The sequence below is a fragment of the Allorhizobium sp. Av2 genome, assembly GCF_021462805.2.
In the GTDB taxonomy this organism is placed as follows: domain Bacteria; phylum Pseudomonadota; class Alphaproteobacteria; order Rhizobiales; family Rhizobiaceae; genus Allorhizobium; species Allorhizobium vitis_G.
Genome location: NZ_CP192696.1, coordinates 2278722 through 2303313, shown reverse-complemented (window position 1 = coordinate 2303313; position 24592 = coordinate 2278722). Strand labels below are relative to the sequence as shown.

At 57.2% G+C, this 24592-nt stretch carries 18 protein-coding genes; 14 read left to right on the top strand and 4 right to left on the bottom strand.

Annotation, left to right across the window (positions count from 1 at the left end; genetic code table 11):
- The first annotated feature begins 321 nt into the window (after positions 1-321).
- Positions 322-4167, top strand: a complete 3846-nt coding sequence (locus tag FS819_RS10975) for a PAS-domain containing protein (RefSeq protein WP_197433998.1) — start codon at positions 322-324, stop codon at positions 4165-4167.
- 38 nt (positions 4168-4205) lie between these two features.
- On the opposite strand, the gene mnmC2 is transcribed toward FS819_RS10975, so the two are convergent.
- On the bottom strand, positions 4206-4949 hold the full coding sequence (gene mnmC2 / locus FS819_RS10970) for a tRNA (5-methylaminomethyl-2-thiouridine)(34)-methyltransferase MnmC2 (RefSeq protein ID WP_156546778.1): 744 nt from the start codon (positions 4947-4949) through the stop codon (positions 4206-4208).
- On the opposite strand from mnmC2, the gene FS819_RS10965 reads away from it, so the two are divergent.
- The 3 genes from FS819_RS10965 to puuE all read left to right on the top strand — a co-directional run bounded on the left by FS819_RS10965 (position 4948) and on the right by puuE (position 8313).
- Positions 4948-6201 carry an NAD(P)/FAD-dependent oxidoreductase gene (locus tag FS819_RS10965; protein ID WP_197433999.1) on the top strand — a complete coding sequence of 418 codons (1254 nt, stop codon included), beginning with the start codon at positions 4948-4950 and terminating at the stop codon, positions 6199-6201. The two genes, mnmC2 and FS819_RS10965, sit on opposite strands and share 2 nt — an antisense overlap.
- 402 nt (positions 6202-6603) lie before the next feature.
- On the top strand, positions 6604-7311 hold the full coding sequence (locus FS819_RS10960; protein WP_156546776.1) for a DUF1045 domain-containing protein: 708 nt from the start codon (positions 6604-6606) through the stop codon (positions 7309-7311).
- An 81-nt stretch (positions 7312-7392) separates the two neighbouring features.
- Complete coding sequence (gene puuE / locus FS819_RS10955; protein ID WP_156546775.1) at positions 7393-8313, top strand: allantoinase PuuE; 921 nt, start codon at positions 7393-7395, stop codon at positions 8311-8313.
- Between the two features lie 105 nt (positions 8314-8418).
- On the opposite strand, the gene FS819_RS10950 is transcribed toward puuE, so the two are convergent.
- The gene (locus FS819_RS10950; RefSeq protein WP_234624608.1) at positions 8419-10299 is read right to left on the bottom strand and encodes a sensor domain-containing diguanylate cyclase; all 1881 of its coding nucleotides are present in this window, start codon (positions 10297-10299) and stop codon (positions 8419-8421) included.
- Positions 10300-10888: 589 nt separating this feature from the next.
- Between FS819_RS10950 and FS819_RS10945 the strand changes: the two genes are divergently transcribed.
- Positions 10889-11056 (top strand): CsbD family protein, encoded by a 168-nt coding sequence (locus FS819_RS10945; RefSeq protein WP_015916821.1) that lies wholly within the window; start codon positions 10889-10891, stop codon positions 11054-11056.
- 183 nt (positions 11057-11239) lie between these two features.
- Positions 11240-11764: a DUF992 domain-containing protein gene (locus tag FS819_RS10940; RefSeq protein ID WP_015916820.1), complete on the top strand. Its 525-nt coding sequence runs from the start codon at positions 11240-11242 to the stop codon at positions 11762-11764.
- A gap of 133 nt (positions 11765-11897) precedes the next feature.
- Here FS819_RS10940 and FS819_RS10935 read toward each other — a convergent pair whose 3' ends face one another.
- Positions 11898-12944 (bottom strand): NAD(P)-dependent alcohol dehydrogenase, encoded by a 1047-nt coding sequence (locus FS819_RS10935; protein ID WP_156546771.1) that lies wholly within the window; start codon positions 12942-12944, stop codon positions 11898-11900.
- A 225-nt stretch (positions 12945-13169) separates the two neighbouring features.
- Between FS819_RS10935 and uraD the strand changes: the two genes are divergently transcribed.
- The gene (gene uraD / locus FS819_RS10930; RefSeq protein ID WP_156546769.1) at positions 13170-13679 is read left to right on the top strand and encodes a 2-oxo-4-hydroxy-4-carboxy-5-ureidoimidazoline decarboxylase; all 510 of its coding nucleotides are present in this window, start codon (positions 13170-13172) and stop codon (positions 13677-13679) included.
- A gap of 90 nt (positions 13680-13769) precedes the next feature.
- Here the strand turns inward: uraD and FS819_RS10925 are convergent, their stop codons facing one another.
- Positions 13770-13949 (bottom strand): DUF2735 domain-containing protein, encoded by a 180-nt coding sequence (locus FS819_RS10925; RefSeq protein WP_234624580.1) that lies wholly within the window; start codon positions 13947-13949, stop codon positions 13770-13772.
- Between the two features lie 399 nt (positions 13950-14348).
- On the opposite strand from FS819_RS10925, the gene FS819_RS10920 reads away from it, so the two are divergent.
- The 7 genes from FS819_RS10920 (at position 14349) to FS819_RS10890 (ending at position 24571) form a co-directional block, all read left to right on the top strand.
- Positions 14349-15383, top strand: a complete 1035-nt coding sequence (locus FS819_RS10920; protein ID WP_015916816.1) for a glutamine synthetase beta-grasp domain-containing protein — start codon at positions 14349-14351, stop codon at positions 15381-15383.
- Between the two features lie 1180 nt (positions 15384-16563).
- Positions 16564-20568 carry a non-ribosomal peptide synthetase gene (locus tag FS819_RS10915; protein WP_156546765.1) on the top strand — a complete coding sequence of 1335 codons (4005 nt, stop codon included), beginning with the start codon at positions 16564-16566 and terminating at the stop codon, positions 20566-20568.
- Positions 20569-20757: 189 nt separating this feature from the next.
- A complete protein-coding gene (locus FS819_RS10910; protein WP_156546763.1) occupies positions 20758-21267 on the top strand; it encodes an ureidoglycolate lyase in 510 nt (169 codons plus the stop codon).
- A complete protein-coding gene (gene uraH, locus FS819_RS10905) occupies positions 21264-21620 on the top strand; it encodes a hydroxyisourate hydrolase (protein WP_156546761.1) in 357 nt (118 codons plus the stop codon). Before FS819_RS10910 ends, uraH begins: the two co-directional genes overlap by 4 nt.
- A 3-nt stretch (positions 21621-21623) precedes the next feature.
- On the top strand, positions 21624-22370 hold the full coding sequence (locus FS819_RS10900) for a metallophosphoesterase family protein (protein ID WP_156546759.1): 747 nt from the start codon (positions 21624-21626) through the stop codon (positions 22368-22370).
- Positions 22371-22469: 99 nt separating this feature from the next.
- Complete coding sequence (locus FS819_RS10895) at positions 22470-23135, top strand: response regulator (protein WP_071204836.1); 666 nt, start codon at positions 22470-22472, stop codon at positions 23133-23135.
- A 29-nt stretch (positions 23136-23164) separates the two neighbouring features.
- A complete protein-coding gene (locus tag FS819_RS10890) occupies positions 23165-24571 on the top strand; it encodes a sensor histidine kinase (RefSeq protein WP_234624581.1) in 1407 nt (468 codons plus the stop codon).
- Positions 24572-24592: the final 21 nt, after the last annotated feature.

Here is a 24592-nt window from a genome sequence, read left to right as displayed (position 1 = left end):
GCCAAGATTAAATTATCGTCATTTAAAGCGATCAATGCCACAAGGGTAAATTTCATAAGATGTTGAAATTAAAAAATATTCTACAAGGTTGCCGGTTGATGTGCCGCGTCTCCGCCACAAAGACTGGGCGCTCGGCCCTGTCTTGCGCACGGTGCTGCCCCTGCTGGTAAAAAGCTTTGTTAAACAGGAGATTGACAGGATTTTTTCAGTCAGGCGCTTTGTTTTGTGTTTTGCCTGGTGATAGGGTTGTTTCAACGGCGGAAAAGGGCACAGAGAGGTTCATCCGTGATGCAGGCGGCTCGGGCAATAAAGGGGATACCATTGCCGATAGAAGGCGGATTGCTCACCATAGCGTGCGAGAAAATCGCCAGGCTTGATGTGCCCGCTTTCATCAAGGATAGCGAGCTTCGTTTCGTTGCCGTCAATCCCGCCTTTGTCGCATTTTTCGGGGCGGATCTTGATGACCTTCTCGGTCGCCGGGCAGGGGAGCTGACGGACCGTCCGGAAGATCTGGCATGGGAGGATGTCGAGCGTCGGGCGCTGGTGTTTGCGGAAGAACATCTGGCCCTGTGCTTCGATCATAGCGGTCGCCAGCATTGCCGGGTGCAGATCGAGCGCTTCATCACCGAAGATGAAATGCCCTATGTCTTCGGGGTGTTTCGCGAGCGGCCTGGCCGGGTCAAGAGCCGGGGCTGGAAGAAAGAGCCGCCGCTGTCGGGCCCTCGGATGCCTTCTACCATGGCTGAAATTTCCAGAGGTGCCGCGTCTCAAGTTAGGAGCGCTGGTGTTGGTCATGGGGCGCCTGGTGCCTGCCTGCCAGCCGATTATGCGATGCTTCTCGATCTCATTCCGCTTGGGGTTCTGCTTCTCGATCCGCAGCTCGATATTGTCTATTTCAACACCAGTTTCTCCAGGATGTTGGGTGACTCAATGGTCGAGCTGAAGTTCGGCATGAATTTTCAGGCGGTTCTCGACGTTATCGGACGTGCGGGATGGGATGGGAGTGGTGAGGATATATCCAGCCAATTCCTTGCCGCGTCGATAGACGAACCAGAGCCATGCCAGATCGCCATGCCGAACGGACGGGTGATTTCGGCCCGGGGCAACCGCCTGGAAAACGGTCAGTTTCTGCTGCTCTATACCGATGTCACTGAGGCGCAGACCTATGAGCGCGAAAGCACTCTTTACCGCGCAGCGTTGGAAAATGTACCTGAGCCGGTTTTTCTGCGCGATGGCGACCGGCGGCTGGTGTTTGCCAATGCCGCTTATGAACAAATGCTGGGTGGCGACCGGACCCGCTTTTATGGCTTGCGCGAAGACGAGATGTTTCCTGCCGAAGGCGAGGCCCTGCGCCAGGAGAATATCGAGGTCCTGGAAACCGGATGCGCGACGGAGCGCGAACAGCTGATCATCATGCCCAACGGCGACACCGTGCCCTTGCTGACCAGCCTGAAGCGGATCGAGACGAACGATGGCGCGCCTTATATCGTCGGGACTTTGGCGGATGTTTCGCTGCTGAAGATCGGCGAACGACAATTGCGCGAAGCCAAGGCGCATGCCGAAAAGCTCTATGACGATATAGAGGCCATCCTGCGCACCATGCCGGTCGGGGTGATCATCCTCGATGCGGATCAGAGTTTAAGTTTTTCCAACCTCATGGCACGCAATATGGTGTGCTGGCCTGAAGACCAGGCCATGACGGGCACAAGTTTCGCGGATTATCTGCGCCACGCCCATGCCAATGGCTGGCCACTCAAGACCGGCGATGACGCCAGCCTCAACCCTGATAGCCCCAATCCTGATAGCCCCAGTCCTGATAGCATCGACCCTGAAAGCCGGATCGCCGCCTATAGTCTTGAATTGCGGTCATTGACGACGGCGCGGCAAACCGAGGTGACGCTTTCGGATCGCCGGCATATCGTGGTGACGGCATCGCCGCTGGACGATGGCCAGATCATGCTGACTTTCTCTGACTATACCGAGCAGCGGTTGCGCGAGCGCGAGATAGACGAGGCCCGTGCTCGGCTGCAGGATGTCGGCAAGCTGCTGGAAGAGGCTACCCAGCACATGGCGCAGGGGCTGTGTGTCATCCAGACGGACCGTATCCTTTACCGCAACGATAAATTGGCGGAAATATTGAACGTGTCGCCGCATCTGGTGCGCACAGGGGCGGATTGGCGCCAGCTTTTCGATTACTGCGCCGAACGGGGCGATTTCGGCGAAAATCCAAAGGGGTTCCTCGACCGGATGCGATCAAGGATGTCCGCTGACACCTCCGCCAGCGTCGTGGTGCAACGGCGCGATGGTGCCTGGCGCAGTATCGAGGCGATTGTCAGCGCCGAGGACCGCTGGCTGTTCGTGATCAGCGATGCCAGCGAGGCCAAGCAGCGTGAGGCGGAACTGACCACGCTTGCGGCGCAGGCCGAGGCGGCGGATAAGGCCAAATCGCGGTTTCTGGCCAATATGAGCCATGAGATCCGCACGCCGATGAGCGGCGTGCTGGGTATGACGGAATTGCTGCTGTCTTCCAATCTTGATGCCCGGCAAAAGACCTTTGTCGATGTGATCGTCAAATCCGGGCGCTCGCTGCTGACCATCATCAATGACATCATCGATTTCTCGAAGATCGATGACGGTAGCCTGTCCTTGCGCTCGGCCCCCTTCGATCCGCTGGCGGCGGTGGAGGATGTGGTGACCTTGATGGCCGGGCGTGCCGCGGAAAAGGATGTGGATATCCTGGTGCGCGGTCAGGGCAGGCTGACCCATATGCTGGCGGGCGATGCGGGTCGGTTCCGCCAGATTCTCACCAATCTTTTGGGGGAGGCAATCCGCGCCACCGACAGAGGCCATGTGCTGGTCGATCTCGGTTTGCGCCAGGAAGAGCCGGATCTGGACGTCCCGCTCCAAAGCCACGGAGATCCTATTTCTGAAACGAATGCCGAGGTGAGTGACCGCGCCCGTGCATGGCTGGTTCTGCGGATCGAGGATACCGGCCATGGCATGACGCCGGAGCAATGCCTGATGGCCTTTACCAAATTTTCCCAGATGAATGACGGGGCTTTGCATCACCGGGATGGGGCGGGTCTAGGATTTTCGATTGCCGGTGGGCTTGTCGATCTGTTTGGCGGGACGATCGGGGTGGAAAGCGCACCCGGTCGAGGTGCCACCGTGACTGTCAATCTGCCCTTTGCAATGGCGGCTGAAAAACTACCGAGCCTTGCCGGCTTTCATCTGCGCGGTGCCCGGGTCTTGGGTTTCGAAAGCAATGATATCAGCTGCGGCATTCTTAATGACCAGCTTTGCCGTTGGGGCTTCGATGGCGTGGCGGTTAACGATCCGGCGCTGGCGCTGGCCGTGCTGGAACAGGCCGAGAGCCAGAATAGCCCGATTGAGGTGGTTGTGATCGATTGCTGCCGGCGCAGCGGCGGCGGGCTGGATCTGGTGCGCAAGATCCGCGGTGACCGACGGTTCGATTCGCTGTCGATCATCCTGCTGGCAGCGGATGCCCCCTTCAATCTCGACAGAATGGCCGATGGGCTGAATATTCAGGCGCAGCTTACCAAGCCGGTGGGTGAAAACCTGCTGCGCAATGTTGTCATCGACGTGTTGCGCGGAACGCGGCGCGGCGCTGTCTCCGCGCTGAGGGCGGAACCGGAGGCTGAGGCGCCCCTGATCTCGGAGGAAGAGCAATCGGACTTGATGCCGTCGGGCGTGATACAGCAAGAGCAGATCGATCTGCTGGTGCTGGATGCTGGTGAAGCGGAGCGTCATTTTTTCCATCAAGCCTTGCAGGCGCTGGGTGTGGGCCATGCCTGCGTGGAGGGGGAAAGCGAGGCGCTGACCCTCTGGCGCCAATGGCAGCCGGGGATGATGCTGATCGATCTCGTTGAGGACCGGGCACGGGTGCTTGATATGGTCAGGCAGATCCGTGCCGAGGAAAGCCAGCAGCCACAGACCGCGCCGACCGTGCTGATTGGTCTTGCGGGAGATCTTTCCACCTATGACAAGGCGGCCTGCCATAAAGCCGGTCTTGATGATCTCGTCCTCAAGCCTGTCAGTCCCGACCGTCTCCAGGACTGCATTGCCTATTGGTTAGGGGGGGCCGCAGCGGTGACGCAGCCACAGGCCCTGGCAGAGGACCTCGGTGCGAGGCAGACGGCATTGTGACCGTGGGACCGATCCGGTCGATGACAGCGTATCTGAAATCATGACGGCTCGGTCTTCGACCCGCATAGCATTTCCCGTTTGCCGGCAAAGCCCGGGCGTCGCTCCACGGTAAAGCCCGCCTCGATCAGGTTGCGGCGTACGAAACCGGCAGCGGCATAGGTGGCGAAGCGGCCACCGGATGATGTCAGCTGATAGAGCCGGGTCATCAGATCCAGCGACCACATGGCGCTGTTGCGGGACGGGGCAAAGCCATCGAGATACCAGGCGTCGAAGGGGTCGCTCCAGGCTTGCAGCGAGGCCAGCGCGTCGCCGCAAACCACGATCAACCGGGTCTGGGCGTCGAGGTCGAGCTGGACTTGACCTTGGGGCTCATCCGGCCACAGCGCCAGCAAGCCTTGCCGCTCTGCATCGATTTGCGGCCAGCGCGACAGGGCGCGGTCGATATCGGCGCGCGCCATCGGATAAAGCTCAAAGGATATGAAGGTCAGATGTCCGCTCGGCATGCGCGTTGCCTGCCACTGGCGCCAGGTTTCCATGGCGTTTAGCCCGGTGCCGAAACCCAGTTCGCCGATGCGGAACGAAGATGCGTTGATCCAGCGCTGCGGCAATTCATTGCCCGCGAGGAAAACATGGCCGCATTCCAGGCGGCCATCGGTCTGGCAGTAAAAATGGTCGCCAAACGCGGTGGAATAGGGCATATCGCCGTCCTGCCAGCTCAGCGGCTGGGTGTCAGCCGTTTCGGCGTCAGGCATCGGATCGGGATTGGAAGTGGAGTGGGTCATGAAGACAGGCGATAGGACGGCTTCGGTCTCCGGTCAACACTTGTCCCTCAAAGGCGCGTCCAATACCCTCGCGGCAGATCTTCTGGTGGTCGGCGGCGGCATCATGGGCCTGTGGGCGGCGCGCTTTGCGGTTCTGGCCGGGCTGAATGTGGTTCTGGTCGATGGCGGTCGGGTGGCCGGTGGCGCCAGTGGCGGGCTGCTGGGCGCACTCATGCCCTATATGCCGGACAAATGGGATCGCAAGAAGCAGTTTCAGTTCGATGCGCTGCTGGCACTGGAAACAGAAGCATTGCGGCTTGAGACGGAAACAGGGATTGCTGTGGGCTATCGCCGGTCCGGGCGGCTGATGCCCTTGCCAAAGCCGCATCTGCGGGTGATTGCCAAGCGGCACGAAAAAGACGCCGAAACCGCCTGGAAAACCGCAGATCGGCAATTTGCCTGGAAGGTTATCGACAACTCCCCGGCTGGTGATGGCTGGCCGGATAGTTCTGTCACGCAAGCCGGTCTGGTGCATGACACGCTGGCGGCGCGGGTGTCGCCGCGCGGCTTGACGGCGGCGCTGAAGGCGGCCCTTGTTGCATCGCCGCGCTGCCGGATCATCGAGGGTTCGGCAGTCAGTGCCATCGATCCGGCTCGGCAATGGGCTGAATTGTCGGATACAAGCCGGATTGCCTTCGGCCATGTGATCGTTTCAGCTGGCGTCGGGAGTTTTCCACTGCTGGATGGTTTCAGCCCGACCGGTGTGCTGCCGCTCGGCATGGCGGTCAAGGGGCAGGCGGCATTGCTGAAGGCCGATGTCGATCCTGCGCTGCCGCTGGTCTATCTGGACGGCATTTATGCCGTGCCACATGAGGGTGGGCATGTGGCGATTGGCAGCACCAGCGAAAACCGCTGGGATGCGCCCTTGACCACTGATGACCTGCTGGAAACCCTGATTGCCAAGGCCCGCAGGCTGGTGCCGATGCTGGGCGACGCCCCGGTGGTGGAGCGCTGGGCGGGGCTGCGGCCCAAGTCGATAGACCGCGATCCCATGGTTGGACCGCATCCCGATCATCCCAGGCTGATTGCACTGACTGGCGGTTTCAAGATCAGCTTCGGGCTGGCGCATAGCCTGGCGCAGCAGGCGTTACGGCTGATTTTCGGTGCAGAGCTTGATATGCCGGATGGTTTTACGCTTGCCCATCATCTGCAGATCGCCTCCCGTGTCCCTGATAAAACCGTGGAACCGCCGTTGGAAAACCCGGTCGGTTGATAAACCGGCCTTAATATTCTCTTAATAAATATTTCAAGCGTCGAGCCTTGCGTCGTGCGAGGTCGCTTCTCATCACCCTCCTGTGATCTCGCGTAAAAAGTGAACCTGATGCTCGGTCACTTTCGTCATAGTGTCATGCAAATCCCCTATCTGACTGCTCATGCGGGCTATCGGTCATGGTCGATTCGATTGTTTTGCATGACAGCGCCATGCGTTTGGCAGAATGCAGGCACGGCGTTGTATCGATTTGAATGTGTTGCATAAATCCACAAATCCATTGGGGCCAAGGGTGTGTGCGACAGGATCAGTTTGGTCCAGCATGCCGTAATGCAGAACTTAAGAAGATTTGCAGCGCTCCTGGCGCGTCTTTGCAGACGCCCGTCGCTGCCGGAGGCCACCCGCATGCGATATTCGATTTGCTATACACCCTCTGCGCGTGACCCGCTGTCGCTTGCAGCCGCCAGCTGGCTGGGACGCAATGTCTATTCCGATGAACCGGTCGAACATCCGGGACTGGCAGGTCTTGGCCTGCACGAGATTGCCTTTCATACGGCCTTGCCGCGTCGAAATGGGTTCCATGGCTGCCTGAAAGCGCCATTCGCGCTGCATCCGGAGGTCAGTGAAGCCCAGTTGTTGCGTGAGTTGATGCATTTTGCCGGTATTGTCGAGCCTTTCACGCTGCCGGGACTGGAAGTGGCAAAGCTCGGTGATTTTTGCGGTCTGACTTTAACCTATCCGTCCAACCAGCTGGATCGGGTGGCGGCGCTGGTGGTGCAGAATTTCGACCGGTTCCGCGCGCCGCTCAGTGATGCCGAAATTGAGCGCATGGCGCCCGAACGTCTCAGCGCGCCGCAATTTGCCAATCTCTACCGCTGGGGCGATCCGCATGTGCTGGACGAATATCGTTTCTACATGCCCCTGACCGGGCCGTTGCCGCTCAGCCACCGCGATCGCCTTCATCAGGCGGCGACTCACTATTTCGCGCCGCTGCTGCAAAACCCTGTCGTGTTTGCCAATCTGGCGCTGTTTATCGAGCGTGAGCCCGGAGCACCACTGGTGGTGCATTCGCTGCATCCGATGGGGCGGGTCTCGGCGCGCAAGATCGCCTGATCTCACGATGCTGTATGCCCTCTCGACAAAAAGGGCAGGGTTGCTTACCGTTTCTTGTCACAAGACCAGAAGGTAGCAGCTATGAAGACTGAAACTTACCCCCGCGATCTCATCGGCTATGGTCGCCATACCCCCGATCCCCGCTGGCCGGGAGAAGCGCGTGTGGCGGTACAGTTCGTCATCAATTATGAGGAGGGGGGCGAAAGCTGTATCCTCGACGGCGACCCGGCCTCCGAAAATCTGCTGTCGGAAATCGTTGGTGCGGCGGCATGGCCCGGTCAGCGCAACCTGAACATGGAATCCATCTATGAATACGGGTCTCGTGCTGGCTTCTGGCGTCTGCATCGGATGTTCACGGCCCTCAATATACCGGTGACGGTCTATGGCGTCACGCTGGCCATGGCCCGCAACCCGGACGCGGTAGTGGCGATGAAAGAGGCGGGCTGGGAAATCGCCAGCCATGGCTATCGCTGGTTGGAATATAAGGATTTCCCCGAGGAGGTTGAGCGTCAGCATATTCTGGACGCCGTGCGCCTGCATACCGAGGTGACGGGGGAGCGGCCCTATGGCATGTATCAGGGCAAGCCTTCCGACAACACGCTGCGGCTGGTGATGGAGGAGGGCGGTTTTCTCTATTCCTCCGACAATTATTCCGATGACCTGCCTTTCTGGGTGCCGGATCTTAACGGTAAACCGTTTCTGATCATTCCCTATACGCTGGAAACCAACGACATGCGGTTTGCCACGCCGCAGGGCTTCAACTCCGGCGACCAGTTTTTCACCTATCTGAAGGATGCCTTCGACACGCTCTATCAGGAAGGCGCAGAGGGCGCGCCGAAAATGATGTCCGTCGGCCTGCATTGCCGGTTGGTTGGCCGCCCGGGCCGGGCCGCCGCGCTAAAGCGCTTTCTGGATTACGTGCTGTCCCATGACAAGGTCTGGACGCCGACCCGCCTTGATATTGCCAAGCACTGGCACGCCCATCACAAGCCTGAATGGTAGTAGGGAAAATAACCGAAACAGCCATGGAAGATGCTCACGCATCCCCGACGTGAATACCTCACATACATCAGAGGCTCGAGATATTGAAAATGAGTAGCGACGGCCTCAGGCCGCCGCGACTGACAAATTCTCATCAAAAGAGACGACTTTATTGCGACCGGAATTTTTAGCTGTGTAGAGGCATTTATCGGCTTTCACAAACAGTGCTTCATCTGTTTCATCATGCTCAGGTGATTGTTCGGCAACGCCGATGCTGATGGTCACATGCCCCCAGGGCAGGTTTTTCTGGTGGATTATCCCCAGGTCGGCGATCCGTTGGCGGATCTCCTCGCCTACTTGGCGTGCCTGGCTTGCGGTTTTTCCCGGCAGCAGGATGACGATTTCCTCTCCACCGTAGCGCGCGGCAAGATCCGTTCCCGGACGGATTGCAGCGGCGATTTCGGTCGAAATTTTCCGCAGGCAATTATCACCCGGCAGATGACCATAGGTATCGTTGAACAGCTTGAATTTATCGACATCAACGACAAGCAGTGAAAGGGGAGTGCCCACCATCCGTGCCTCGGCGGAAAGACTTTTCAGCTGCCTGTTGAAGTGACGTTTGTTGGAAAGCTGCGTCAATTCATCCGTGTTGGCAAGCCGATCCAGCTCTTCCTGCAAAAGCCTTTGACTTGTGACGTCCCTGGTTACGGCAACCATGCCGCTGCTGACATCGAAGCTGCGAACCCGGGTTATCACGGTTTCCAGCCAGGCGATCTCACCGTCTTTTTTTATTCTGGGGAAGACAAGCCGTTCGATTGAAGAACCGGCGGCAATGTTGGCCAGCGCCTCAGACCAGTATTGCCGGGCGTCGGCATCGTATTCGTCCAACACGCTGCGTCCGACGATCGTATCGGCCTCCACGCCGAGAACAGATTTGGCGGCTGCCGAAACATATTCTCGGATACCGTTGTCATCCAGTTTTTCGATCAAGTCGGATGAGGCATTGGCAATCAGGCGAAACTCCGCTTCCCGTGCGGCAATAATCATCTCGTCGCGACGCTTCAATGCCCATTGCCGTCTCAAGCGGATGCCCAACGCGCATGCGACCATCAATGCGACGATAAAACAGATCCATCTGGGTTTGCTGATGTCTATCCAATACCACAGAATAGCTTTTTTGGAGACAGCCACAAGCACAGTGATCTGTGTATTGCTGCTTTTATAATAGCCAGAGGTTCTCAATATGCCGTCAAATCGCGATGTATATTGAAAATTTCCAATGTTGCTTGTCGAAATAGCGTTTCGGTACAAAGCTGAATCGGCAATGCTGGTGCCCATGGCCGTCGCATCCAGGGGCGCACGCACCAGAACGCGGCCAGCACCATCCATCATTGCGAAGGCACTGTTGTCCAGCATGTTGAAACTCCGGAAAAACCGGATGAAGCTCTCGACATCAATGGTCGCCACCATGATGCCCGCAAATTGCCCCCGATCATCATTCATCCGCTGGGACAAGGTAATAAACCAGTCTTTGACCGACGGACTTTGATAGGGTCCATCGACAAGCGGTTGCAGTTCCTCGGAGGTTTGATGGATCTTGAAATAACTGCGGCTGGAAAGATCGAGACCCGATGAAAATGGATCGGAGGTCGACTCAATCAGCCGGCCATCCGGGCCGATATAGGCCAAGCTGCGCAAATAGGGTGACGTCTTGATAAGCTCGCGCATCCTGCGAACCAGGTCCAGGCTCTGCAAAACGCTTTTGCTGTTGTTTTCCTGCACTTCGAAGACCAGCCCGGCCAAAGGTTGCTTGGCCACTTCGATGACGTCGTCTGTGTGCTGGGCAATCGCTCTTGCCGTTTGCGCGAGATAAGAATTCATCCGCGACACCTGGGCCGTCCAGTTTGCAACCTCGGACCAGATCGTCAATGCCAGAAATATTGCAAATCCTCCCGCGATAACCAGCTGTTGGGCGGGATTTTTCGATGCGATATGCATGACATTCATGGTCAAGTTTTCTCTTGTAGTAGATCAATATTATATTAAGAGGGCAGGAATTAAAAAACTATTTCGTATTTTCTGGAATGGATAAAATGGCAGGATTTGGAAATTTACACTTGGAAAACGATCCGAAAACAATAAATATTAAAACTAGTGAAAGAATTTCCTGCCTGGATGAACTTGCACCGCTTAATGTGCGGTGCGTATTTATAAAATACGCCAATTTTTTTAAGTATTTGAATATAATGAGTAATTTTCTCATTAGGCCGTTTCCGACTTAAAAAAATATCCCGCATCCTGCGTCTAGGCGGAATGATTGCCTCAAGATTTTGGATTTGATCCATAATCCTTCTCTCTTCGTTCAAGATAAATTCTGTAACAGGTTGCTGCTTTACTCATGTCTATTTTGAGATCAACTTGATCATAAAGTGGATATTCCCACAGCCAACGGTAGGATCGGTAATATGTTTCCCGCCTATAGCGAGCCGAACAATCTCAATTTCTTTCAATGACTGGTGAACAATTTTTCAGGCCGGACGTTTCACTGCCGGAACACCAACAACGGTCTTCCTTAATCAAGAGAAGGACGAAAACTATGGACAAGAATCGCATCGAAGGTGCCGCCAAGGAAGCCAAGGGCAGCGTCAAGGAAGCCGTCGGCAAGGTAACGGGCAGCAAGAAGCTCGAAGCCGAAGGCAAGATGGACAAGGCCGCTGGCAAGATTCAGTCCACCGTTGGCAAGGCCAAGGATGCCTTCAAGTAAACGAATTATCATGCTCGAAGTCTTGCGGGTTTGAAGATGCTGAGCATCCTCGCCCGCAGACGTCCTAGGATAATAACGGTAGCCACGCCGCGTGGCTGCCGGTGAGACACATTCTGTCAAGGTGGATTACCGCCTTGCGAAAGGGGACCGGTAACGGTCCGCAACAGCGGAAAGGAATGTTCGATGAGAACAGTTTTTGCTCTGGTCGCGGTGGCGGCAATGGGGGCGGCATCGGTCGCCAATGCAGCCAATACTCATCACAACAGCACGCGCCACCCTGCCTCCCAGATGACGGCGACCCAGCCGAAGGAGCGTCTGGGCACACTATCCTGTGAGGTTGCAGGCGGCATCGGCATGTTGATCGGCTCTAGCCGAACAGTGACCTGCGATTTCCAGCAGCGTTCTGGCAAGGTTGAGCGCTACAGCGGCTCTATTGGCAAGCTCGGCCTGGATGTCGGTATTACCGGCAAGAGCTATATCCGCTGGATCGTTTATAACATCAACCCGACCACGACGCGCCAGGGCGCGCTGGCTGGTACCTATGTCGGCGCATCGGCGAGAGCCTCGGTCGGCATTGGCCTTGGCGCCAACGCCTTGGTTGGCGGCAGCAACAAGAATTTCGGCTTGCAGCCGCTCAGCGCGGAGGCCGGAACGGGTCTGAACGTCGCAGCCGGGATTTCACGCCTGCAACTGAAGCCTGCTCGCTGATCTGATATTCATTTGATGTGAGGTTTTGTGCATCCCCCGGTCTTCGCCGGGGGATGTTTTTGTTAGCCGTTAGAGTTTGTCAGGGAAAAGTGGCCAGTTGGGTTCCCGAAAAGACAAACTGCAACAAGGGTGCCTAGGCGGCCAGCGTCGCCATATCGATGACGAAGCGGTAACGCACGTCGCTTTTCAACACTCGCTCATAGGCCGTGTTGATATCCTTGATATCGATCAGCTCGATATCGGAGGTGATGCCGTGCTTACCGCAGAAATCCAGCATGTCCTGGGTTTCCTTGATCGACCCGATCATCGAGCCGGCCAGATTGCGGCGGGCGGGGATGAGCGAAAAGGCATGGACCGGAACCGGTTTTTCCGGCACGCCGAGCAAAACCATGGTGCCATCGACCTTCAGCAGGTTGAGATAGGCGTTCCAATCAATATCGGCGCTGACCGTGCAGATGATCAGGTCGAAGGATCCGGACAGTGTCTCGAAGGTCTTGGCGTCGCTGGTCGCATAGTAATGGCTGGCACCGAGACGCAGGCCATCCTCTTTCTTCGACAGGGTCTGGCTGAGCACGGTGATTTCCGCGCCCATGGCCGCGCCGATCTTGACGCCCATATGGCCGAGACCGCCCATGCCGACGATGGCCACTTTCTTGCCCGGACCGGCCTTCCAATGAGCGAGCGGCGAATACAGCGTGATACCGGCGCAAAGCAGCGGGGCCGCCTTGTCGAGTGGCAGATTGTCCGGGATCGACAGGACATAGCCTTCCTTGACGACGATCGTGTCGGAATAGCCGCCCTGGGTGGCGGTCTTACCGTCGCGGTCTACGCCGTTATAGGTCTGGACGAGGCCGGGCAGATATTGCTCGATATCCTCATTGCGTTCCTGGCAATGAACGCAGGAATCGACGAAACAGCCAACGCCGACAGGGTCGCCGACCTTGAATTTCGACACGTTTGCGCCGACGGCGGTGACGACACCGGCAATTTCGTGGCCGGGCACCATGGGGAATGCGGAATTTCCCCATTCATTGCGGGCCTGGTGGATGTCGGAATGGCAGACGCCACAATATTTGATGGAAATCACCACGTCGTCATCATTGGGTTCGCGACGTTCAAAAGTGAAGGGTTCCAGCGGCTTGCTGGCGTCGGTTGCGGCATAACCTCTTGCGATTGGCATGCGGCGCTCCTTTTTTGTCATGGGGAGGAATGTGTAGAGAACAGTTTTTGCAATTGGGAAGGGCACGGAAAAGCAGTTGGGAACGGCAGCCCGCCTCTTAGATAGGTCTCTGGCGGGTGCGTTCAACATCTATGGGGAATATTCGGCGCGGCCTTGCGAAAATCCGGGTCTTTCCAACCCGTCGCATATTGGCTATCGATTGCAAATCAAAACAGGGGTGAGCCGATGCAGCGACAGGATTTCATTGAGCAATTCGGCGGGATATTCGAGCATTCGCCGTTCATTGCTGAGCGCGCTTTCGATGCCGGTTTTATCGATGAGCCCCTGAGCGCCCTTGGCGTTCATGATGGAATGAGCGCGATGTTTCGCACCGCAACCCAAGCCGAGCGGCTCGAGGTCCTGCGGGCGCATCCGGATCTGGCAGGAAAATTGGCCATTGCGGGTGAGTTGACAGCGGAAAGCCGCAGCGAACAGGCTGGCGCCGGGCTCGATCGCCTGTCGGAGGCTGAACACCAGCGTTTTACAGCGCTCAATAGTGCTTATATAGAAAAATTCGGCTTTCCGTTCATCATCGCCGTGAAAGGTCTGACGAAAGACGACATTCTGGCCGCATTTGAGGCCCGGATCGACAATAGCGTCGAGACCGAGTTCTCAACCGCCTGCCTTCAAGTCGAAAAGATCGCCCGCCTCCGGCTCGAAGCAATGCTGCCAGGCGAGAGTGCCGGGCATGAATGAATAGGCCGCGCGTTTAAGCGCGCAGCCGAAGCAGGGTCATGCAGCATGATCCTGCTGATTGCGTTCTTGCCAAACGTCACTGCCCCTACCTCACTGCTTGAGCGCGTCTTCCGCCTCGCGGATCGCTGCCTCGTGATACCAGCTGGCGGCTCCGCTTTCGAGGATCACCTGCTTGTGGAGACTGCGCTCACGCATTTCACGCAGTCTTTGCGTATTATGTACTGGGAATTCGTAGATTTTTGCCGATTCCCGACCAAGGCCCGTTGTCATCGATACTGCCCTTCGTTGTTCCTCGAGCTCCTCCGCCCGGATGAATCTCATAGCATTTTTTCAGCTAAAATGCACATAGAAAGTGCAATTTGCCCAAAAATAAATCATTTCAAGCTGCTTTTTCACGTCATCGCTGCTATCCACCGGGCATTGCTGCCTTTTATTTTGCAAATGCGCATTGAGAAGGCGGTGGCATGTCCGCCAATCTGACGCAAAACTGTTAAAAACCCGTGGCTTTTAAGGTGTTTTGAATATGCCTGGCATTTTTTCTGCTAGCTGCGGGGTGATTTTTGCGGGTTTGGCATGGTTCCTGCTTGTTATTTATCGACTCCCGGACCGCCGGAGAATCACCCCCAGGGTGCGCCCGATGCGAGGCGCTGGACTTATGAGAGATCGACAATGACCAAGTACAAGCTCGAGTATATCTGGTTGGACGGCTATACGCCGGTCCCGAACCTGCGTGGCAAGACGCAGATCAAGGAATTCGCTGAATTTCCGACCCTCGAACAGCTCCCCCTCTGGGGCTTCGACGGTAGCTCCACCCAGCAGGCCGAAGGCCATAGCTCGGATTGCGTGCTGAAGCCTGTTGCTGTTTACCCCGATCCGGCCCGCACCAATGGTGCATTGGTGATGTGCGAAGTGATGATGCCCGATGGCGTCACCCCGCATAGCTCCAACAGCCGCGCTACCATTCTGGAAGACGAAGGCACATGGTTCGGCTTCGAGCAGGAATATTTCCTCTATCAGGACGGTCGTCCGCTCGGCTTCCCGGAAAATGGCTATCCTGCGCCGCAGGGTCCTTATTACACCGGCGTCGGCTTCAAGAATGTCGGCGATGTCGCGCGTGAAATCGTTGAAGAGCATCTGGATCTCTGCCTGGCTGCTGGCATCAACCACGAAGGCATCAATGCTGAAGTGGCCAAGGGCCAGTGGGAATTCCAGGTTTTCGGTAAGGGCTCCAAGAAGGCCGCCGACGAAATTTGGCTGGCTCGCTACCTGTTGCTGCGTCTGTGCGAAAAATACGGCGTCGATGTCGAGTTCCATTGCAAGCCGCTCGGCGATACCGACTGGAACGGTTCCGGCATGCACTGCAACTTCTCGACCAAGTTCATGCGCGAAGTGGGCGGCAAGGACTATTTCGAAGCGCTCATGGCGGCTTTCGCCAAGAACTGGAAAGAGCATATCGACGTTTACGGTCCCGACAACCACCTGCGTCTGACCGGCAAGCACGAAACCGCTCCGTGGAACAAGTTCTCCTACGGCGTTGCTGACCGTGGTGCATCGATCCGCGTTCCGCATTCTTTCGTCAACAATGGCTATCGTGGCTACCTGGAAGATCGTCGCCCCAATTCACAGGGCTGCCCTTACCAGATCGCTTCCCAGGTCTTGAAGACGATTGCAGAAGTTCCGGCTGCGAAGTCCGAAGCTGCCTGATCCTCTCCGCTTGCGCCCTGATCCAATCTGGCTCGATCCATCGGATCTTACCCTCGGGTCAGGGCGCAAGCGCTCTTGATGTCGTGTACCAGGACATTGTAGGTGCAGATGCATCCTTGTCTTGAAGATGGTGTGAATATTTCAAGCCACTGGTGTGTTTGAAATTTTTAAAGGAGAGGATGCGGGAGCATCTTCAGACTTTCGTATAGGTGAATATCGGCTGTGGTCTTGTGTGGCCCGCGATCATTCAGTCAAAACGTTTTCATGTGCTATAAGCAGTATTCAACGCTGAAGTGAATACGTTCGGGCGATTTCAAAATTAAGACCGCGTCATTCCCCGTTCCGGAACCGATTTAAGTTCATCTGTATACAATTTGCATTATAGCGTTGTCGTGGAATCGGGCATTTATCGCGCATTTATAACATCAATCTTGTCTAGGTTGTTCGCGTATCGATCCAATTTTCTGCGTGTTTTTATTTTAAAATATCGTAATTTGATATATGTTAATAACGGGCCGTGTCGATTTTATAAAAATTGGAGAAGGCGATCGTTTTACTCTTTAATATGAGGGGTTTTTGCGTATAGAAATTATCTTGCATCAAAAAAAATATATACTCCCTCATTTTAATTGTAGTTATGTTTACTGATGTATATTTTTTATTATTTATCCCTGTTTGGGGCACTATATCTGTCCGTAAGGGTGTCAAAATTGTTTCATCTTCGGTCCGTATACTTTATTGGGCGAAAATAAAAATTTAAACGTGCGTTTGTTCATTTTTCTACTTTTGGGCGATTAATTCGGCATTAAGCGCAAAGTCCATCCCCGTTCTGTTTCGTTGATTTTTACGGGTTATTGCAAGTCTGACACTTTACAAACGTGCCGTGTGCTGGTTTCATTGTCTCACGTTTTCAGGCTTGTGTGCCTGATTTGTATATAATTTGTGAAATTTATAGCAAAATCTGTGTTCGTTTTATTCGTGATTGTATCATTTTGCGACAAATAGGTTTTTGTTTTCTATTTAAGTGCTTTAAATTTGTATTGAGCAGTTGAATTCATGGCATGCTGATGTGCTTTATTTTGAGTGGCAGTTTTTGCGTTTCCTAGCCGCACAATCGTTTGATTGCGCTTGCTTTTAGATTGTTTTCTGGTTTTGGCCGATATTTCAGTGAGGTTTTTCAATGTCTTTTGTAGGCAGACATGAGCAGGTTTTTCCGGTTTCTCTTGCGCAGGCAGGCTTGTGGGTCAAACAAAAGGTAGCTCCCGCCGATCTGAGCTTTGTTCTTGCTGAATCCATCGAAATTCATGGGCCTGTCCATCCGGGCTTGTTTTGCCAGGCGTTGCGCCGCTTGTCAGATGATTTTGCTGTCACACGGTCACGCATCAAGGAAATCGAAGGACAGCCGCATCAGGTTGTCATGGCGGCCTATTGCGGCGTCTTTGACGTCATCGATTTCAGTACTGCTGAAAATCCTAGCGCAAGTGCGACGGAGTGGATGCAAAAGCATATGTGCAAGCCTCTCGATCTTGCCAATGACAATCTCTGGGGGTCTTCGCTTCTGAAGCTCGCAGCGACGGAATGGGTCTGGTATCATTGGGCACATCATATCATCATGGATGGGTTCTCCGGTGGCCTGCTGGCCCGGCGGCTGGTCGATATTTACTCGGCACTGGCCCAGGGCAACCAGCCGGAGCCCTATGATTGCGGCTCTCCGCAGGAATTGCTGGAGCTTGAGCGTACCTACCGCGATTCGGTACATTTCCAGCGCGACAAGGCCTATTGGTCCGAACAGATGAAGGGGCTGCCGGAGCCGGTGACCCTGATGAAGAAGAAAGGCGAGCCATCCGGTGGTCTGCTGCGCCATACGACGGTCATTGACCGCCAGACGGTTAAGGGGCTTGCAGAGATCAGCCGTGGCTTTGGTGCCAGCGTGCCGCAGGCGCTGATTGCTCTGGTTGCGGCCTATTATGCCAAGGCCACCAATTGCGAAGAACTGACCATGGTTACCATGGTGACGGCCCGGATCAGCCAGACGATGCGCCGCATTCCAGGCATGACCGCCAATGCGGTTCCGCTGCGGTTTTCGATGACGCCGGATCTGTCCTGGCGCGAATTGACTGGTCAGGTTTCCCAGCAGATGAGCCGGGCGCTGCGTTACCAGCGTTACCGCTATGAGGATATTCGCCGCGATCTCGGCATGGTCCGGCAGGATGCGCAGATTGCCTGGCTGGGCGTCAATATCGAGCCTTTCGATTACGATCTGCGCTTTGATGGCCATCCGACCACCGTGCATAATATGTCAAACGGCACGATGACGGATTTCACCATCTTTGCTTATGACCGAGGCGACAATGGCGACCTGCGCATCGATTTCGATGCCAATCCGGCGCTCTATACGCTGGAGGAACTGGCCGATCACGAGGCACGGTTTACCCGTATGCTGAGAGAGATTCTGGCCGCGCCGGAAAAGCCGCTGCGCGACGTCAGCCTGCTGTCAACGTGGGAGCGTCAGGAAATCCTGACAGACTGGAATGATACGGCCCATAAATTGCCGGATCAGACTTGGCCGGAACTGTTCCGGGCGCAGGCGGCCCGCATGCCGGATGCGGTCGCGCTATCCTTTGGCGGTCGCCAGATGACCTATGGCGAGCTGAATGCGGCCTCCGATCATCTGGCTGGCTATCTGATGGAAAAGGGTGCAGTACCCGGCGCCCTGGTGGCTGTGGCTGTGCCGCGGTCTGAAAACATGGTTGTGGCGTTGCTGGCCGTGCTGAAGAGCGGTGCGGCCTATCTGCCTCTTGATCCGGCTGATCCCGCCTCGCGGGTGGCGATGATTCTGGAGGATGCGCAGCCAGCCTGCGTCATCACCACAGAGGAAGTGGCTGGCAACCTACCGGATGCCACCGACAACCTGATCTTCCTCGATAAACCCCTTGAGCGGCAGGGACGCGACCTGCCGAATGGCCCATCGCTGACCGACACGGCCTATATCATCTTTACCTCCGGCTCGACCGGTCGGCCCAAGGGTGTGGAAATCCCACATCTCGGCCTGATGAACTTCCTGCTGTCGATGCAGGATCTGTTGAAACTGGACAGCGAAGATCGATTGCTGGCCGTCACGACGATTTCCTTCGATATTGCAGCCCTTGAGCTCTATCTGCCGTTGCTGGCAGGCGCGCGCACGGTGATCGCGCTGCGCTCGGAAGTGCGCGACCCGGCCGTGCTGCATGGGTTGATCCGCAGTGCGGGCATCACCATTATGCAGGCGACGCCGTCTTTGTGGCGGGCACTGCTGGCCGATCATCATGAGGGACTGACGGGCTTGCGCAGTCTGGTGGGTGGCGAGGCGCTACCCTCCGATCTCGCCCATAAGATGGCACGGCTCGGTCATCCCGTTCTCAATGTCTACGGACCGACGGAAACCACGATCTGGTCCACCAACATGCCGCTTTTGGGCAGCGATCTCGACAGCGCGCCGATTGGCCGGCCAATCTGGAACACCCGCGTCTATGTCCTCGACCGGCATTGCCAGCCAGTACCACCCGGCTTTATCGGGGAACTGTATATCGGTGGTGCGGGCGTGGCGAAGGGCTACCTGAACCGCCCGGACCTGACAGCGGAAAAATTCATGGCTGATCCTTTCGCAGGCGAAGGCGAGCGGATCTACCGGACCGGCGACCTGGTGCGCTGGCGGCGCGATGGCGTGCTGGATTATCTCGGCCGCAACGACCACCAGATCAAGATCCGCGGCTTCCGGGTGGAGCCGGGCGAAATCGAGGCAGCGCTGGCCAGCTTGCCACAGGTGCGTGAAGCCGTGGTTATTCTGCGCGATGATCCGGGCCGCGAAAAGCGACTGGTTGCTTATGTTGTCCCCAGAGAAGGCGCGGTAGGCGAGGGTGCCACGCTAGATGCCGCAGATCTTTCGGAGCGGTTGGGCAAGGTTATTCCCGTCCATATGATCCCGGCGGCCTATGTGGTGCTGGAAGCTATTCCGCTGAACTCCAATGGCAAGACCGACCGCCACGCGCTGCCGGTGCCGCAATGGACGGTGACGGAAGGCATTGCCCTGCCGGGAACCGATGCCGAAAAGCGGCTTGCTGCCTTGTGGTGCGAGATCCTCGGTCTGGAGCAGATCGGCATTCACGACAGTTTCTTCGTGCTCGGCGGCGATTCGCTGGCTGCCGCCGGAATGATTTCCGCCGTTCGCAGCCGGTTGAAGGGTGAAATTCCCCTCGGTGCTGTGTTCGAAACGCCAACCATCGCCGCCTTGGCCGTGCATCTGGATGAGGAAAGTGCGGGTTCCCCGCTGATCGAGCCGGTGCTGGCCATCCGCGCCAAGGGTGAGCGCCCGCCGCTGTTCTGCATCCATCCGGTGCTGGGTTTGGGCTGGAGCTTCTTCTCGCTCGCGCAGCATTTGAGTGAAGATGTGCCGGTCTATGCGCTGCAATCGGATGGGTTGCATGATCTCGCTGCTCTGCCTCGCTCTATCGAGGACATGGCTGCGCTCTACGTGCAGAGGATTCGCAAGATCCAGCCGCAGGGTCCATATCATCTGCTGGGCTGGTCATTGGGCGGGTTGATTGCCCATGAAATGACCCGGCAATTGCAGGCAGAAGGCCAGGCTATCGCGTTCCTGGGCATGATGGACAGCTACCATTTCAAGCCTGCCGCTCAATTGCAGGATGATGCGACGCTGGCGCGGGCAGCCCTCGGGTTCCTCGGCTTCGATGAAAAGGCGGCGGGTGACAAGCCATCGCTGGCTGAACTTGGCGATTTCGTGCTGAAAATGTTCGATACGGACAACCATGTCCTGCTGGAACAGGTTCACCAGTTCGATCCGGATTTTGTCGAGCGTGCCAAAGCAACCATCTTGCACAATCTGGAGATTGCCCAGCGCTTTACACCGGGCAAGATCGATGCCGATGTGCATTTCTTCCGCGCCGAGCCAAGTGCTGGCAGTGATGCGCTGAACACCATCCTCAACTACGATGCGGAAACCTGGTTGCCGCATGTGGAGGGCAGGGTTTACCTGCGCGATATGACCTGCAACCACCACGACATGCTGAATATCGAACCGGCATCGCATATCAGCGCGGTCGTTCAGGCAGAACTGCTGCGTGAATTCCTGGTCCTGCGTCGGCCTCAGACTGAGGCCAAGATTGAGCGTGTGACGCGGTTTGCCTAATCCGACAGGTTCTAGCATCGACAATTGAATTATCCCGCCCCACGCAATCGCGGGGCGGGATAAAATATTGAAATCAGGTTTGCTGATCGGTTCCAATGGGTTACTGCTATCGAGATCAGCGGCATATGTCCTTGGCTCTAATGCCAATCACGACGATACCGCTGGCCCACCTCGTTTGCGGATCTTGCCATGACCCAGCCATTCCTTCCCCTTGCCATCCGCCCGTTAACGCCTGAAGCCTTCGCGCCCTTCGGCGATGTCATCGAGGCCGATCCCGCCCGGATGCGGCTGATCAATGGCGGCACGACCGAGCGGTTTCATGCTCTGGCCAGCCCCGATGTGGTGGGTGAGGGCGCGCGCGTGGTCCTCAATATCTTTCGCGGTCAGCCGCGCCGTTTTCCCTATGAGATTGGCATGATGGAACGGCATCCGCTTGGCAGCCAAAGCTTTACGCCGCTGTCCGGACGCCCGTTCCTGCTGGCGGTTTCGCTGGACGAGGGGGATCGCCCGGGCGCGCCGCAGGTGTTTCTGGCCGAGCCGCAGCAGGGCGTGAACTACCACCGCAATGTCTGGCACCATCCTTTGATGGCAATCGGTGAGGTCAGCGATTTTCTGGTTGCGGATCGCGACGGGCCGGGAAACAATCTGGAAGAGTTCTTCTTCGACCAGCCCTACCTGATTCTGGAGCCACGCCCATGACCGGCCTGACCACCCATGTTCTTGATACCGCCTTGGGCCGCCCGGCGTCTGGCCTGCGCATTCAGCTGATGCGGATGAACGGCGAGGAGGCGGAGCTGATCAAGACCGTGTTCACCAATGCCGATGGCCGGGTGGATGGCGGGCCGATCCTGGCTGGCGAGGACTTTCGCATCGGCCAATATGAATTGCTGTTTCATGCCGGTGACTATCTGCTGAGCCAGGGGGCAGAACTGACCGATCCGCCGTTTCTGGATGTCATTCCCATTCGCTTCGGCATTGCCGATCCGCAGGCCCATTACCATGTGCCGCTACTGCTTTCGCCCTACGGCTACTCAACCTATCGGGGGAGCTGAGAGATGCGGTTTGCCGCTATCGCCGATATTCACGGCAATTGTCTGGCTCTGGAAGCGGTGCTTGCCGATATCGCCGCTCAGGGCATTGGCTATGACCATGTCGTCAATCTCGGTGATTGTTTTTCCGGGCCGCTGGAGGCGGGGCGCACCGGCGACCTGCTGCTGTTGCTGGATCTCGTCACCGTCAGGGGCAATCACGACCGCTATCTGATCGAGCAGGACAGGGCGGCGATGCATTCTTCTGATGCGGTTGCTTACGACCAGCTCTCGCCCCGGCATTTGCAATGGCTGCAACGCCTGCCGGTCACCACGGTTTGGCGCGAGCAGGTGTTTCTCTGCCATGCCACGCCTGACATTGACGATCTCTACTGGCTGGAAAGCGTCAGCCCCGAAGGCCTGGTGCATCTTAAAGCCCGTGCAGAGATTGAAGCACTGGCCGAGGGCGTCGGGCAGGAGCTGATCCTCTGCGCCCATTCGCATCTGCCGCGTGCGGTGCGGCTTACCGATGGGCGGCTGATCGTCAATCCCGGCAGCGTCGGCTGCCCGGCCTATGATGATGACGTACCGTTTTATCATCGGGTGGAAGCCGGAACACCGCTCGCCTGTTACGCCATTCTGGAAAAGGGTGAGGCAGGCTGGACGGTGACGTTCCGGCAGGTGCCTTACCGTCATCTCGAAATGGCCCGGCTGGCGGCGGACAGGGGGCGTGACGATTGGGCAAGCGGGCTGGAAAGCGGCTGGCTCGCCTGACGATCAATGCCAAAAATAATCTGTTATAATATTCTTTCCCCGACCTTTCTGAGCAGCGGCGCTGTATGATGGCTCCGGGAAGAGGATGAATGAACCATCATGCGATTGCTGATCGTTGAAGACAATCATGAATTGGCCGATTGGCTGGCGAAGGCCCTGACCCAGGCGCATTACACCGTGGATGCCGCCCATGATGGCGAAGAGGCCGAGGATTTTTTGAACCTCGCCGATTATGCCGCCGTGATCCTCGATCTGTCGCTGCCGAAAATTGATGGAATGACCCTGCTGAAGCGCATTCGCCGCAGTGGGCGTAAAGTGCCGGTGATTATCCTGACCGCCAATGCTTCGCTGGACGGACGGGTGGCGGGGTTGGATTCCGGTGCCGACGACTATCTCGCCAAGCCTTTCGAAATGGCCGAGTTGGAAGCCCGGCTGCGGGCATTGATCCGGCGCGGGCATGATCTGGCCAGCCCGGAAATTGCCGTGGCTGATCTGGTGCTCAATAGCGCGACACGGCAATTTTCTTTGAAAGGCGAGGTCTTGTCGCTGACGCCACGCGAACATTCGGTGCTGGAATATCTAATGCTGAAGGCGGGCAGCACCGTGACCAAGGCGGCGCTGTCGCAAAGCGTGTTCGGCTTCGATGCCGAAACCGATCCGAGCGCCATTGAAATTTACGTGCATCGGGTCCGCAAAAAGCTGGAAGGCGGGGCGGTGCAGATCGCCACCCTGCGTGGCCTCGGCTATATGCTGCGGGCCGCGTGAGATGGGGGCGTGATATGGGCGGGCGCGGCATGAATTTTGGTCGTGTCCGGCCCTTGCTGCGGCTGCGCCACAGTCTGCGGGCACAGCTTCTGGCCTGGGTGATGGTGACGCTGGTCGGCGTGATCGGCTTCAATCTCTATTTCGGGCTGGTCATGGCCCGCAGCACCGCCAATCTGGTGACGGATAATATGCTGCTCGGCTCAGCACGGATGATTGCCGAGGCGGTGCGGGTCGATCAGGGCGGCAATGTCGAGGTGGATATTCCACCGGCAGCGCTGGAAATCTTCGATACCGGCTTTGGCGACCGGGTCTATTACCGGGTCACGACCGCCTGGGGCAATCTGCTGTCCGGCTATGCCGACCTGCAAACCCCGGCCCATGAACGCCAGGGCGAAGACATGGTGTTTCGCAATCTCAATGTCCGTGCCTTGATGCTGAACCATCCGGTGGTCGGTTTTGATTCTGGCGCAGGGACTGATGGCGCGGGCGTCACCGTGACGGTGGCGGTGACACGCTATAGCCAGCAGGCGATGCGCACCCATCTGTGGTTTTCGAATTTTAACGGGCAGGTTCTGCTGGTTCTGGTTGCCGGCGTGGTGACGGTGCTGGGGCTCCAGCGCGGTCTTGGCCCCGTCTTGCGGCTGCGGAATGCGGTGCGCGCCCGCCGCCGTGACCAGTTGGAGCCTTTTGATGAGGCGATCGTCCATACCGAGCTTCGTCCGCTGGTGCGGGCGCTGAATGATTACATGAACCGCGTGCAGCGCCAGATGGCGGCGCAAAAACGCTTCGTTGCCAATGCCGCCCATCAATTGCGCACGCCGCTGACGCTGATTTCGACGCAGGCCAGCTTTGCCGCCCGCGAAACCGACCCGGTCCGGCGCGAAGAAGCACTGCACGCGCTGATCCGCAGCACACGGCAAGTCACCCGGCTGGCCGAACAATTGCTGACCCTGACCCGCGCCGAACCCGGCAGCCGCGCGCCCCGTGCTGACCGCGTCGATATGGCCGACATCGCCAGACAGGTGCTGGAAGCCCAGGCGGAAGACGCGCTGCGGCGCGGCATCGATCTCGGCCTGGAGGCGGAAGGCGCTGCCCCCGTCACCGGCGACGCCACCATGCTGCGCGAAATGACCGTCAACCTGGTTGATAACGCCCTGCGCTACACGCCGTCCCCCGGCGTTGTGACGGTAACAGTGGAGACGCTTGCCGACACCGTACAACTCACCGTCGAAGACAGTGGCCCCGGCATCGCCCCCGCAGAACACGAACAGGTCTTCGAACGATTCTACCGCATCATCGGCACCCAACCCGAAGGCAGCGGCCTCGGCCTCGCCATCGTCCGCGAAGTGGTGGAGGGCGCAGGCGGCAAGGTGACGCTTGGCAGTGCTGCGGAGGGTGGATTGAAGGTGGTGGTGCGGTTGCCGAAGGCGGGGTGAAGTTCCAGGGGTTGGGCGGTT

Bases quoted from the DNA above. Each gene is read 5' to 3' on its own strand.
- FS819_RS10965 (WP_197433999.1), top strand. From the start codon at position 4,948: ATGAAGACAGGCGATAGGACGGCTTCGGTCTCCGGTCAACACTTGTCC.
- mnmC2 (WP_156546778.1), bottom strand. From the start codon at position 4,949: ATGACCCACTCCACTTCCAATCCCGATCCGATGCCTGACGCCGAAACG.
- FS819_RS10960 (WP_156546776.1), top strand. From the start codon at position 6,604: ATGCGATATTCGATTTGCTATACACCCTCTGCGCGTGACCCGCTGTCG.
- puuE (WP_156546775.1), top strand. From the start codon at position 7,393: ATGAAGACTGAAACTTACCCCCGCGATCTCATCGGCTATGGTCGCCAT.
- FS819_RS10950 (WP_234624608.1), bottom strand. From the start codon at position 10,299: ATGAATGTCATGCATATCGCATCGAAAAATCCCGCCCAACAGCTGGTT.
- FS819_RS10945 (WP_015916821.1), top strand. From the start codon at position 10,889: ATGGACAAGAATCGCATCGAAGGTGCCGCCAAGGAAGCCAAGGGCAGC.
- FS819_RS10940 (WP_015916820.1), top strand. From the start codon at position 11,240: ATGAGAACAGTTTTTGCTCTGGTCGCGGTGGCGGCAATGGGGGCGGCA.
- FS819_RS10935 (WP_156546771.1), bottom strand. From the start codon at position 12,944: ATGCCAATCGCAAGAGGTTATGCCGCAACCGACGCCAGCAAGCCGCTG.
- uraD (WP_156546769.1), top strand. From the start codon at position 13,170: ATGCAGCGACAGGATTTCATTGAGCAATTCGGCGGGATATTCGAGCAT.
- FS819_RS10925 (WP_234624580.1), bottom strand. From the start codon at position 13,949: ATGACAACGGGCCTTGGTCGGGAATCGGCAAAAATCTACGAATTCCCA.
- FS819_RS10920 (WP_015916816.1), top strand. From the start codon at position 14,349: ATGACCAAGTACAAGCTCGAGTATATCTGGTTGGACGGCTATACGCCG.
- FS819_RS10915 (WP_156546765.1), top strand. From the start codon at position 16,564: ATGTCTTTTGTAGGCAGACATGAGCAGGTTTTTCCGGTTTCTCTTGCG.
- FS819_RS10910 (WP_156546763.1), top strand. From the start codon at position 20,758: ATGACCCAGCCATTCCTTCCCCTTGCCATCCGCCCGTTAACGCCTGAA.
- uraH (WP_156546761.1), top strand. From the start codon at position 21,264: ATGACCGGCCTGACCACCCATGTTCTTGATACCGCCTTGGGCCGCCCG.
- FS819_RS10900 (WP_156546759.1), top strand. From the start codon at position 21,624: ATGCGGTTTGCCGCTATCGCCGATATTCACGGCAATTGTCTGGCTCTG.
- FS819_RS10895 (WP_071204836.1), top strand. From the start codon at position 22,470: ATGCGATTGCTGATCGTTGAAGACAATCATGAATTGGCCGATTGGCTG.
- FS819_RS10890 (WP_234624581.1), top strand. From the start codon at position 23,165: ATGAATTTTGGTCGTGTCCGGCCCTTGCTGCGGCTGCGCCACAGTCTG.